This window comes from Nonomuraea sp. NPDC052634 (genome assembly GCF_040678535.1).
GTDB lineage: Bacteria > Actinomycetota > Actinomycetes > Streptosporangiales > Streptosporangiaceae > Nonomuraea > Nonomuraea fastidiosa.
In genome coordinates this window covers 2,673,531-2,685,666 of sequence record NZ_JBFATY010000001.1, presented here as the reverse complement: position 1 = coordinate 2,685,666, position 12,136 = coordinate 2,673,531, and the positions used below count along the sequence as shown (strand labels likewise).

The 12,136-nt window shown below is 71.4% G+C and carries 9 protein-coding genes; 4 read left to right on the top strand and 5 right to left on the bottom strand.

The annotated features are described in order from the left end of the window. Positions 1-6 precede the first annotated feature (6 nt). From AB0K67_RS11925 to AB0K67_RS11905, 5 genes are all read right to left on the bottom strand, one after another. Positions 7-1,317 (bottom strand): MFS transporter, encoded by a 1,311-nt coding sequence (locus tag AB0K67_RS11925; RefSeq protein WP_364056951.1) that lies wholly within the window; start codon positions 1,315-1,317, stop codon positions 7-9. 159 nt (positions 1,318-1,476) lie between these two features. Further along, positions 1,477-3,810 carry a glycoside hydrolase family 6 protein gene (locus AB0K67_RS11920; protein ID WP_364056948.1) on the bottom strand — a complete coding sequence of 778 codons (2,334 nt, stop codon included), beginning with the start codon at positions 3,808-3,810 and terminating at the stop codon, positions 1,477-1,479. A 64-nt stretch (positions 3,811-3,874) separates the two neighbouring features. Then, the gene (locus AB0K67_RS11915; RefSeq protein WP_364057551.1) at positions 3,875-4,579 is read right to left on the bottom strand and encodes a hypothetical protein; all 705 of its coding nucleotides are present in this window, start codon (positions 4,577-4,579) and stop codon (positions 3,875-3,877) included. After that, positions 4,498-4,857: a hypothetical protein gene (locus AB0K67_RS11910; protein WP_364057599.1), complete on the bottom strand. Its 360-nt coding sequence runs from the start codon at positions 4,855-4,857 to the stop codon at positions 4,498-4,500. Before AB0K67_RS11910 ends, AB0K67_RS11915 begins: the two co-directional genes overlap by 82 nt. 43 nt (positions 4,858-4,900) lie before the next feature. After that, on the bottom strand, positions 4,901-5,146 hold the full coding sequence (locus tag AB0K67_RS11905) for a DUF2630 family protein (RefSeq protein WP_364056945.1): 246 nt from the start codon (positions 5,144-5,146) through the stop codon (positions 4,901-4,903). Positions 5,147-5,184: 38 nt separating this feature from the next. Between AB0K67_RS11905 and ddaH the strand changes: the two genes are divergently transcribed. From ddaH to AB0K67_RS11885, 4 genes are all read left to right on the top strand, one after another. Next, the gene (gene ddaH, locus AB0K67_RS11900; protein WP_364056942.1) at positions 5,185-5,931 is read left to right on the top strand and encodes a dimethylargininase; all 747 of its coding nucleotides are present in this window, start codon (positions 5,185-5,187) and stop codon (positions 5,929-5,931) included. Between the two features lie 180 nt (positions 5,932-6,111). Continuing rightward, entirely contained in the window at positions 6,112-7,821 is a 1,710-nt protein-coding gene (gene leuA, locus AB0K67_RS11895) for a 2-isopropylmalate synthase (RefSeq protein WP_364057548.1), read from the top strand. Positions 7,822-8,381: 560 nt separating this feature from the next. Continuing rightward, a complete protein-coding gene (locus AB0K67_RS11890) occupies positions 8,382-9,758 on the top strand; it encodes an MDR family MFS transporter (protein ID WP_364056939.1) in 1,377 nt (458 codons plus the stop codon). After that, positions 9,755-12,127 (top strand): PEP/pyruvate-binding domain-containing protein, encoded by a 2,373-nt coding sequence (locus tag AB0K67_RS11885; RefSeq protein ID WP_364056936.1) that lies wholly within the window; start codon positions 9,755-9,757, stop codon positions 12,125-12,127. Before AB0K67_RS11890 ends, AB0K67_RS11885 begins: the two co-directional genes overlap by 4 nt. Positions 12,128-12,136 lie beyond the last annotated feature (9 nt).

Sequence of the window (12,136 nt, the reverse complement as noted above, 5' to 3'; positions counted from 1 at the left end):
GCCAGGTTAGACGCGGGCGGGCACCGTTTCCGCCGCCGCCTCGGCCCTGGACAGCGCCACGTCCTTGGTCTCGCGCATGAACAGGTAGACCACGAGGGACACCGCCGCGCAGCCGGAGACGTACCAGTAGAAGCCGGACTCGATGCCGCTGTTCTTGAACCACAGCGCCACGTACTCGGCGGTGCCGCCGAACAGGGCGTTCGCGATGGCGTACGGCAGCGCCACGCCCAGCGCGCGCACGTGCGTCGGGAACAGCTCGGCCTTCACCACCGCGTTGATCGAGGTGTAGCCGGTGACGATGATCAGGCCGATCAGCGACAGCACGAGCGCGCCGCCGAACCCGCTCACCTGGCCGAGCGCCGTCATCAGCGGCACCGTCCCGATCATCGAGCCCAGGCCGAACGTGATCAGCAGCGGCCTGCGCCCGATCCGGTCCGACAGCGATCCGGCGACCGGCTGCAGGCACGCGAAGACGAGCAGCGCGCAGAAGCTCACCAGCGTCGCCGTCTCCTTCGGCAGGCCCGCCGTGTTCGACAGGTACTTGGTGAGGTACGTCGTGTACGTGTAGTACGCGACCGTGCCGCCCATCGTCAGCGCGATGACCAGCAGCGCCTCCTTCTTGTGCGCCAGGAGCTGGGCGATCGTGCCCCGGCGGGCGGGCGCCGCCTCGCGCTGCTCCTCGTCGTACGCCTCCGTCTCCAGCAGGTTACGCCGCAGGTAGAACACCACCGCGGCGGCCACCGCGCCCACCACGAACGGGATGCGCCAGCCGTAGGAGTCGAGCGCCTCCTTCGACATCGTGTTCTGCAGGATGATCTGCAGGCCGAGGCCGACGAGCTGGCCCGCGGTCATCGACACGTACTGGAAGCTCGACGCCATGCCGCGCCGGCCCTGCGGGGTGGCCTCGGTCAGGTACGTGGCGCTGGCGGCGTACTCGCCGCCCACCGACAGGCCCTGTAGCAGCCGCGCCACCACCAGCACCAGCGCGCCGAAGTAGCCGACCGCGTCGTACGTGGGCGCGACGGCGATCAGCAGCGCGCTCGCCGACATCAGCGTGACGGTGAGCGTGAGCGCCGCCTTGCGGCCCTTCCTGTCGGCGTAACGGCCCAGCAGCCAGCCGCCGAGCGGGCGCATGAAGAACCCGACGGCGAAGATGGCGGCCGTGTTGAGCAGCTTGGCGGTGTTGTCGCCCTCGGGGAAGAAGGAGGCGGCGAAGTAGACGGCGAAGCTGCTGTAGACGAACCAGTCGTACCACTCGACGAGATTGCCGACGGATCCGCCGACCACGGCCTTCCACGGCACGCGTGCCTTGCTCACGTAGATACCTCCTGGAGGGCTCTGGGGGGAGTAGGTGCTGGCCAGAGCCTCGCGTCAGAAGGTTGTTCGGACAAGACGCGGGGCGTCAGATCTAACGTGCGCTTAACGTGAGTTCTTACCTGGGCTTAACCCGGCCGCAACGCCGCCGTGGTGCCCGCGTCAGCGCAGCGGCGGGTTCGCGTTCTTCGCCATCTCCAGCCCCAGCACGTCCCACCACTGGCCGGCGGGCGGCGACACCACGCCGCGCTCGGGGTCCTTCTCGCCGTCCGTGCCGCGCCTGCACCGGCCGCCCGACACGCCCGGCCTGGCGATCCACAGGTAGGCGTCCACCAGCTCCTCGCCCGTCTCCGTGGTCGGGCGCGGGCCCACGCCCCTGCCCGGCGGGTTGCACCACGTCTGCGGGTCCTTGTAGTGCTTGTCCGGCACCCAGGCGCCCTGGCCGTTCCTGCTGGTGTCCACCACGAAGTGCGGCATGTCGGCCGGGTCCACGTCGACGTCCTTCGGGCAGCCGCCGCCGCCCTTCTTGACGCGCGCGGCGATGCAGGCCGACAGCTCCTTGCCGTACTCGACGCTCTTGTCCGTGGCGTGGAAGCCGGTGACGTTGAGGAAGAACCCGTCGGCCTTGTCGATGCCCGCCTCGATCAGCCGCTCGGCCATCACCTCCGCGCCCGGCCAGTAGACCTGGCTGCCGTCCAGGTAGACGGCCGTGCTCGGATTGGACTTGAGCGTGGTCACGGCGTCGCGCAGCGCGCGGTAACGCTCATCGGGGGAGCCGCCGGGGTCGCAGCCCTTGATGCCGGGGACGCGAGCCAGGCTGTCCGGCTCCAGGATCACCACGGCCTTGGCCGGGCCGATCGTCCGGGCGATGCCCTCGATCCACTGCTGGTAGCGCTCCATCTCGCCCGGGCCCGGCTTGCTGCAGTCGCCGCCCGGCAGGTTGCTCACCAGGAACACCGGGACCGCGCCCGCCTGCGCGGCCGCCGCGATGGACTCCTCCACCTTCGGCCTGACCTCCGGCTGGGCGAGCCGGATGGCGTGGGGGACCGCGGCCAGCAGCTCCATCAGCTTGGCGTCCTCAGGGCGGTCCTTGCGCCATGCCTCGGCCTGGTCGCGCGCGCCCGGCTCCTTCGGCGAGTAGAAGCCGACGGAGCCGGCGGCGCGTAACGGGTTGCCCGGTTCGGCGTTCGTGTTCGCCGGCGTGGTCGTGGCGCTGCTCGTGGCGCCGTTCGTGGCCGTGCCCGTGGCGCTGCTCGCGGCCGTGTTCTTCGTGGACGTCGCCGCGCCCGGCGTCGTGCCCGTGGCGGCCGTTCCGGTGGGTGTCTGGCTCGTGTCGCCGCTCAGTCCTCGCACCACGAGCGTCGTGGCGAGCGCGGCCACCGCCACGGCCACGGCGGAGCCCGCCGCCACCCACCTCCGCCGTCCCGTGGGTTCCGTGACCTCCCCGCTGCCTGTGGGGGCTCCCTCGTGGAGGGGAGGACGCGGCCGGCCGCCCATGCCGCCCGCCCCGCTCGGACCGGTCATCGGCGAAGCACCGCCCGCACTCTGAGGACCGGACGCTCCGCCGACGCCGGGCGGGGCGGGCGCGCCGCTCGGGCCGGTGGCGGAAGCGGTGTCAGGCGGGATGGAGCCGGTGCCGGGCGGGTTCGGCGGGCCGCTTGCGCCGGGGAGGCCGGGGATGCTGATCGCGCCGCCGGACGCGTCCGCGCTCAGGCGGTCCAAGAGGTCCTGGGCGGTGGGCCGGTGCGTCGGGTTCTTGGACATGGCGGCGACCACCAGCTCGCGCAGCGGGCCGGAGAGCCCGGACAGCTCCGGCTGCTCGTTCACGACCCGCACGAGCACGTTCGGCACCGGGCCCGTGCCGAACGGCGGGACGCCGCTCGCGGCGAAGGCGACCGTGGACCCCCAGGAGAAGATGTCCGACGCGGGCCCGACGGTGACGCCCGACACCTGCTCGGGCGACATGTACGACGGCGTCCCCACAATGGCGCTGCTCACCTCGGCGTCCATGAGCTGCGCGATGCCGAAGTCGATCACCTTGGGGCCGACCTGCGACAGCAGCACGTTCGACGGCTTGAGATCGCGGTGCACGACCCCGGCCCCGTGGATGGCGCGCAGGGCCATCGCCATCGCGGCGGCGAGCCCGTCGAGCGCGGATCCCTTGAGCGGCCCCGACTCCTTCACGGCCGCGCCCAGGCTGGGGCCTTCGACGTATTCGGTGACGAGGTACGCCACCTCGCCGGTGACGTCGGCGTCGAGCACGGGCGCGGTGCAGAACCTGGCCACCCGCTGCGCGGCCGCCACCTCGCGGGCGAACCTGCGCCGGAAGTCGGGCTGCGCGTCCATCCTGGCGTGGATGACCTTGACCGCGACCCGGACGCCGTCGGGGCCCTGGCCGAGGTAGACGACCCCCATACCGCCCTCGCCGAGCCTGCCCACCAGGGTGTACGGCCCCACCTGCCGCGGATCTCCGCTTCGCAGCGACTCCAAGGTCATAATGCGTCAGACTAGCCCCGGCACGACGGCCGGGGCCATGCCCTTCGCGATCTTCGTGGTCGTCTCAGAGCGCCAGCCGCCACTCGTTCCACTGGTCGAACAGCGTGAACCCCATCGCCTCGTTGATGGCCAGCATGTGGGCGTTGGAGGTGGCGTTCCAGGTGATGACGCGGTCGATGTGCGGCTCCTGCTCGTGCAGCCAGAGCAGGTTGGCGATCTTCATCAGCAGCCCGAGGCGATGGCCGCGGTGCTCGCGCACCACGGTGGTGTCGGCCTGGTGGCCCCAGCCGCTGTCGCGGGCCTCGTCGAGCAGGATGCGAGTGTAGCCGGCGGGCGCGCCGTCGGAGGTGCGGCGGGCGACCGTGGTGTAGCAGGTGCGGCCGGTCAGCGCGAGAGCCTCCTCCCGCTCGCGCACGCGTTCGACGGTGTGGACCTCTTCTTCGATGTCCGGGTCGTGCGGCGCGTCGTTCATGCCGTTCATCACCAGCGCCAGATCCGGCAGCAGCTCCTGCCTGGCCGGGCCGATCCACTGCTCAAGGTGATAGCCGGGCGCCTCAGGGCGCATGCCGCGCAGCGCATCCCAGTCGGCGGTGCGCAGGTCGAGCGTGCTGCGGGCCTCCGTGAGCGTCACCGCCATCCCCTTCGAGGCGGCGAAGCGGGCGCCCACGCCGCCCGCGGGCGTCTCCGTCAGCAGCAGCGTCCTGCCCTCTGCGCGCAGCCGGTCCACCGCATGCTCGAAGAGCGCGGTGCCGATGCCGCGGCGCTGCAGCTCAGGGCGTACGGCGAACGCGAAGATCCACCGGCGTGCTGGTTGTCCTCCTCGTACAGCTCCAGCGCGTAGCCCCCGGCCACCTTGCCGTCCTCTCGCACCACCACCGGCTCGGTGCGCGCTCCCGCACCGCCGCTCCTGATGAGGTGGGAGAAACGGGCGAAGGACGGCAGGGGGCCGCGGTCGTCGCCGCTCGCCGCGGTGGCCGCCGTGAACGCCTCGTGCAGGCCCTCGATGGAGTCGCCAGGCCGGCCGAGGTCGATCGGCTCTATATGCATGGCACCCATCAGAACGCACGGCGCGGCCCCGTGGCGAGCGAATTTACTGCCGGTAGTTCTCGACCTCGCTGGCCGGCCTGGCGGTCGCGCCGTCGGGGTCCTCGCCCACGCCGCGCCTGGCCCGGCGCTGCCTGAGCAGGTCCCAGCACTGGTCGAGAGCCGTCTCAAGCTCCTTGATGCGCGCCTGCTCCTCGTCGGTGGTCACCTGGCCCGACCTGAGCTTGTCGCGCAGCGCGTGCTCCTCGTCGACCAGGTCGCTGATCCTGCTGAGAATCTCGTCGTCCCGCATGCCCAAGACTCTAACCAGTGCGTGATACAACACGCCCTATGTCAGGCATTGCGCTGGTAAGGAAGCCCGGCCCCCGGATCGCCGAGGGCATCGTCACCCACCTCGAACGTGCGCCGGTCGATCCCGAGCGGGCCGCCGTCCAGCACGACGCCTACGTCGCCGCGCTGGCCGCCGCCGGATGGCGGCCGGTGTACGCGCCGCGCGCCGACGACCTGCCCGACGCGCCGTTCGTGGAGGACGCGCTGGTGGTGGCGGACCGGCTCGCGGTGCTGACCCGTCCCGGGGCCGAGCAGCGGCGGCCCGAGGTGGAGTCGGTGGCCGAGGTGGTGCGCGATCTCGGTCTGCGTTCCGTACGCATCGAGCCGCCCGCCACGCTCGACGGCGGCGACGTGCTCCAGGTCGGCTCCACCGTGTACGTCGGCAGGTCGGGGCGTACCGACGACGAGGGCATCGCGCAGCTCGCGGCCCTGCTGCCGGAGCGGAACGTCGTCCCCGTCGATCTCCGGGGCGTGCTGCACCTGAAGTCGGCCGTGACCGCGCTGCCCGACGGCACGCTCATCGGCGACCCGCATCACGTGGACCTGCCGGGGCTGCTGGTGCCGGAGGAGGAGGCGGGCGCGCATGTGGTGCCGCTGGGCGGGAACCGGGTGCTGCTGGCCGCCTCCGCGCCGAAGACCGGGACGCTGCTCGAGCGGCGGGGATATATCGTGACAAAGGTGGATATTTCGGAATTTGAGCGGTTGGAAGGCTGCGTGACCTGCCTCAGCGTGCTCATCGCCGACTGACGTTCTCACGATGTGAGAACCTGCGCGGCTCACGGTGAGACGTCTGGTAGCGTGCATGGCATGCTGCGTGGGCTGCTTCTTAGCTGCCGCGGCGGGGGCCTGTAAGGCCGGCTCCCTCGCCGCGGAGCCAGTCGTGCGCGTCGGCCGCTTCCCTTTCCGAGACCGACGAGGAGCCCCGACATCATGACCGCTCAGCAGCCCAGCCGTATGCCCATCCATCGGTACCAGCCGTTCGAGCCCATCCGGCTGCCCGACCGTACCTGGCCCGACAAGGTCATCACCAAGGCGCCCCGATGGTGCGCGGTCGACCTGCGCGACGGCAACCAGGCGCTCATCGACCCGATGGACTCCCACCGCAAGCTCCAGATGTTCGAGCTGCTGGTACGCATGGGCTACAAGGAGATCGAGGTCGGCTTCCCGGCCGCGTCGCAGACCGACTTCGACTTCATCCGCAAGATCATCGAAGAGGACCGCATCCCCGACGACGTGGTCATCCAGGTGCTGACGCAGGCCAGGCCCGAGCTGATCGAGCGCACCTTCGAGTCGCTCGAGGGCGCCAAGCGGGCCATCGTCCACCTGTACAACTCGACCTCCACCCTCCAGCGCCGCGTCGTCTTCGGCCTCGACAAAGAGGGCATCACCGCCATCGCCGTCGAGGGCGCCAAGCTGGTGAAGAAGCTCGCCGACGCCAGCGACGTCGACATCCGCTTCCAGTACTCGCCCGAGTCGTTCACCGGCACCGAGCTCGAATACGCCGTCGAGGTGTGCGACGCCGTCAACGAGGTGTGGCAGCCCACTCCCGACCGCAAGGTCATCATCAACCTGCCCGCCACCGTCGAGATGGCCACCCCCAACGTCTACGCCGACCAGATCGAGTGGATGCACCGGCACCTCAAGTACCGCGACTCGATCGTGCTGTCGCTGCACCCGCACAACGACCGCGGCACCGCCGTCGCCGCCGCCGAGCTGGGCTACATGGCGGGCGCCGACCGCATCGAGGGCTGCCTGTTCGGCAACGGCGAGCGCACCGGCAACGTCTGCCTGGTCACCCTCGGCATGAACCTGTTCTCCCAGGGCATCGACCCCGAGATCGACTTCAGCGACATCGACGAGATCCGCCGCGTCACCGAATACTGCAACCAGCTGCCCGTGCACCCGCGCCACCCGTGGGGCGGCGAGCTCGTCTACACCGCCTTCTCCGGCTCCCACCAGGACGCCATCAAGAAGGGCTTCGAACACCTCGAACGCGACGCCGCCGCGGCGGGCGTGCCCGTCGACGAGTTCCGCTGGGCGGTGCCGTACCTGCCGATCGACCCCAAGGACATCGGCCGCACGTACGAGGCGGTCATCCGGGTCAACAGCCAGTCCGGCAAGGGCGGGGTCGCGTACATCATGAAGACCGACCACCAGCTCGACCTGCCGCGACGGCTGCAGATCGAGTTCTCCAAGGTCGTGCAGGCGCGCACCGACAGCGAGGGCGGCGAGATCAGCCCGGCCGAGATGTTCGAGATCTTCCGGGACGAATACCTGCCCAACCCGGCCAACCGCTGGGGCAGGCTTTCGCTCATGGCCCACCGCCACGAGTCCGCGGTGGAGGACAAGGACCGCATCAGCGCCGACGTGCGCCTCGACGGCGAGATCCGCGAGATCGACGGCACCGGCAACGGCCCCATCTCCGCCTTCATCGACGCCCTCGCCGGCGTCGGCATCCAGGTCCGCGTCCTCGACTACGTCGAGCACGCGATGACCTCAGGCAGCGACGCCAAGGCGGCCTCCTACCTGGAGTGCGAGGTGAACGGTCAGGTTCTGTGGGGCGTCGGCATCGACCACAACGTCACCACCGCCTCACTCAAGGCCATCATCTCCGCCGTCAACCGCGCCTACCGCTGACCACGGGTTTCGCCTAGCGCCCGAGCCCTCCGTTTGTGAGGGCTCGGGCGCGCCGCGTTTTCCGACCGCACGAGGACGGGGCGGGGGAGCGGCTGCGGTGATCGTTGCGAGAACGCGAACACTCGGCTCCGCCGGAGGTGTGGCTCGTGGAGCCGACCACTCGGTTCTGCCGGGGTGTGGCTCGTGGCGTCGACCATCGGCCTTCGCTCGCCTGCCGGGCGCGCGGCGGTGACGGTCCGCGCCGTCTGTAGCTGCTCGTTGGGGTGACTGGTCGCTCGTGGCGCGCCGCGTGCCGCGTATCCGCGCGCCGCCTATCTCGTGCTGGGCAAGCGGGGTCTCCTCGTCGCCCGCCGTTGCGGTGCGCGCGTTGGCAGCGTCGCCTGCGCTGGTGCGTCGAGTGGCGGTCGCCTCCGCACCCACTCCTCGTTCGTGTCCCGGGCCGGCTGGTCGCCCGGGTGTCCGCTCTTTCGTAATCTCGCGTGGATAGTTAGTGAACGTTGCGTTTCCTAAGAATGACACCTATGCTCCTTAGAGAACGATACGTTCTCTAAGGAGCGGCCATGGGGCTTGTGCTGCCGGGGCTGATGCTGTGCATGCTGCTCGGCGCGCTCGATCAGACGATCATGGCTCCGGCCCTGCCCGCCGTGGCGGCGGGGCTGGGCGGGCTCGATCAGATGTCGGCGGTCATCAGCGCCTACCTGGTCGCCGCCACCGTGGTCATGCCGGTGTACGGCAAGCTCGGCGACCGCTACGGCCGCAAGCCCACCATGCAGGCCGCCATCGTCATTTTCGTCACCGGCGCCGTGCTCTGCGCGTTCGCCACGTCGATGCCGCTGTTCATCGCCGCCCGAGCCGTCCAGGGGATCGGCGGGGGCGGGCTGATGATCGGCGCGCAGGCGATCATCGGAGAGGTGGTGAGCCCGCGCGAGCGGGGCCGCTACCTGGGGTTGATCGGGGCCGCGTACGTCGTGGCGGCCGTGGGCGGGCCGCTGATCGGCGGGCTCGTGATCGACAGGATGAGCTGGCGGTGGATCTTCGCGATCTACCCGCCCCTGGGGCTGCTGGCGCTGATCGTGCTGACCGCCACGCTGAAGCTGCCGAAGCCCGCCGATCGGGCGCCGCTGGACGTGGCGGGGGCCATCACGCTGGGCGTGGCCGTCCTGGGCGTCGTGCTGCTGGGGGAGAGCGGCAACCTCGCCTACGTCGGGCTGGCGGCGGCGGGGGCGGTCGGGTGGGTGATCAGCACCCGGTACACCGACGACCCGATCCTGCCGCTGCGGCTGTTCAGAGACCGGGCGTTCGCGGTGCCGGTGGCGATCAGCTTCATCATCGGGTTCGCGCTGTTCGGCGCGGTTTCTTACCTGCCCGCGTACGCGCAGATCGCGCTGCACACGAGCGCCACGCGCGCCGGGCTGATGGTGACCGCGCTCATGGGCGGCGTGCTGCTCACCACCATCGTCTCCGGCCGGCTCATCTCCAAGACCGGCGTCTACAAGCCGTACCCGATCGCGGGCACGATCGTCGCGGCGGCAGGGATGGGGCTCATCGGGCTGGCCGGCGCCTCGCCGGCCGGGCTGGTCGTGGCGATGGTGCTGACCGGGATGGGCGTGGGGCTGGTCATGCAGGTGATGGTGCTGGCCGCCCAGAACGCCGTGCGCTACGCCGACCTGGGCGCCGCCACGTCGTCGGTGACGTTCCTGCGCCAGATCGGCGCCTCCGCCGGGGTCGCGCTGGTCGGCGCGCTGATCACGATGCGCTCGGGCATCTCGGGAAGCACTCCCGCAGCCCTGCCCCCAGGGGTGCGCGAGGCGTTCGCGCAGGCCGTGCCGCCCGTGTTCGCCGCGATGGCGCCGCTGCTCGTCGTCGCGTTCGTCCTTGCCCTGATCATGCCGGCCCGCCCGCTCCGCACCACCGCCTACGTCGAGGAGAGACAGTGAAACTGGTCGCACCACTGAACGCCTTCGGGCGCGCCGACCTGGCGATGGCCGGGGGCAAGGGCGCAAACCTGGGCGAGCTCGTCAAGAACGGCTTCCCGGTGCCGGACGGGTTCGTGATCACCACGCACGCGTACGAGCTGGTCGCCCAAGGAAGCGACACCCGCGAGCACTTCGAGCGCGTCGAGCTGCCTGAGGAGCTGCGCGAGGCGATCACCGGCGCGTACGCGGAGCTCGGCGGCGGCCCGGTGGCCGTGCGGTCGAGCGCGACCGCCGAGGACCTGCCGGGCGCGGCGTTCGCCGGTCAGCAGGACACCTACCTCAACGTGGTCGGCGAGGAGGCCCTGTTCGACGCGGTACGCCGCTGCTGGGGCTCGCTCTGGACCGACCGCGCCGTCTCTTACCGGGCCCGGCTGCGCCTGGACGACTCCGAGGTGCGGATCGCGGTGGTCGTGCAGCGCATGGTGGAGCCCGACGTGGCGGGGGTGATGTTCACCGCGAACCCGGTCAATGGCGACCGCGGACAGCTCGTCGTCGACGCGGGCAGCGGGCTGGGCGAGGCGGTGGTGTCCGGGCTGGTCACCCCCGACCACTACGTGCTGCGGCCGTCGGGGGAGGTGGTGGAGTTCACGCCGGGCCGGGGTGAGGTGGTCGTCCGCAGCGCCGCCGGTGGAGGTGTGGTGCACGAGCACCACGAGTCCGTGGGCGGCGCCGCCGGGGGAGGCGTCGGGCGCGAGCACCCCGACTCGCAGTCCTCGGGCGGGCTGCTGTCCGGTGAGACGCTGCGCGAGCTGGCCGGGCTCGGGCGGCGGGTGGCCGGGGCCTTCGGGCGTCCGCAGGACATCGAGTGGGCGTACGCGGCGGGCCGCCTCCACCTGCTGCAGGCCCGCCCCATGACCGCGCTCCCGCCGCCCCCGGTGGGCCCGCTCAACACGTTCCAGCGCCGCGTGGCCATGATCCTCACGGAGTACCTGCCGGAGCGGCCGTACCCGATCGACATGTCCACCTGGGTATCCGACGGCCCGGCGGGACTGATGGCGAAGGTGTTCTCCGAGTACGGCGTGGAGAACATGATCGACGGCGCCCTGCACGAGGAGGACGGCGTCGTCTACCGCCTCGCGCCCGCCAAGCCGCGCCTGACCGTGAGGGCGCTGGCGACGCCGTTCAAGCTGCTGGCCAGGGCCCTGCGGTACGACCCCGCCCGCTGGACCGAGGACCCCCGCTTCCAGGCGTACCTGAAGGACGTCGAGGAGCTGCGCTCCCGCGACCTCGCGGCGATGCCGTGGGAGGAGCTGCGTCGGGTGCCCAGGCAGGCGCTGGCCGTGGCGCGGCCGGTCGCCGACCTGCGCGCCGCCTACCTTCCGGGCGTCGGGCTGGCGCTGCTGCGGCTGATGGTGGCGCTCGCGCTGCGCGGTCGCAGGGGCATGATGGGCGAGCTGCTGCTGGGGGCGCGTACCCGCACATCCGACGCCAACCGGGCGCTGGAGCGCCTGGCCGAGACGGCGCGCAGGACGGGCGCGCTGGAGGCGGATGAGCCGCCGAAGGAGTTCGCAGAAGAGCTGGAGGCGTTCCTCGCCGAGTACGGGCACCGCGAGACCGCGAGCCCCCTCCTCATCACCGCGCCCACCTGGGCCGACGCCCCCGAGGTGGTGCTCGATCTGGTCAGGGTGCTGGCGGCGGCGCCACCGGAGCGCAAGGAGCAGGAACGGCCGCCGCTGCGGTCGCCCGGGCTCGCCCGCAGGGTGGCGGCGGCCCAGGCGGGCATCACCTTCCGCGAGGACAGCCACTTCTCCTTCATGCTGCCCGCGCCGATCCTGCGCAGGTCGCTGCTGGAGATGGGCCGCAGGCTGGCCGCCGCGCGCCTGCTCGACGCGCCCGAGGACGTCTTCCACCTGCGCCTTGAGGAGCTGGAGCGGTTGCGGGGCACCGACGACCCGGCCGCCGCCCGGCTGCGCGAGGTGGTCAGGAAGCGGGCGGCCAAGCGGGAGGAGCTGTCCGGCGTGCGGCTCATCGACCCGGCCGCCGTGCACCCCGTCGCCGACGCCGGCACGGCGTTGCTGACCGGTGTCCCGGCCGGAGGCGGCACCGCCACGGGACCGGTCAAGGTGATCGCGAACCCCGCCGAGTTCGGCCGGCTGGAGCCTGGCGACGTGCTGGTCTGCCCGTACACGAACCCGTCGTGGACCCCGCTGTTCCAGCGTGCCGCGGCGGTCGTCGTGGACACCGGCGGCGCGGCCTCGCACGCCGCCATCGTCGCCAGGGAGTACGGCATCCCGGCCGTCATGGGCACGGGAAACGGCACGTCGGTGCTCGAAGACGGCAAGATCGTCACCGTCAACGGCGACACCGGCGCCATCACGGCGGCTCCCTAGAATGCCTGC

Bases quoted from the DNA above. Each gene is read 5' to 3' on its own strand.
- AB0K67_RS11890 (WP_364056939.1), top strand. From the start codon at position 8,382: ATGGGGCTTGTGCTGCCGGGGCTGATGCTGTGCATGCTGCTCGGCGCG.
- AB0K67_RS11905 (WP_364056945.1), bottom strand. From the start codon at position 5,146: ATGCGGGACGACGAGATTCTCAGCAGGATCAGCGACCTGGTCGACGAG.
- AB0K67_RS11910 (WP_364057599.1), bottom strand. From the start codon at position 4,857: ATGCATATAGAGCCGATCGACCTCGGCCGGCCTGGCGACTCCATCGAG.
- ddaH (WP_364056942.1), top strand. From the start codon at position 5,185: ATGTCAGGCATTGCGCTGGTAAGGAAGCCCGGCCCCCGGATCGCCGAG.
- AB0K67_RS11920 (WP_364056948.1), bottom strand. From the start codon at position 3,810: ATGACCTTGGAGTCGCTGCGAAGCGGAGATCCGCGGCAGGTGGGGCCG.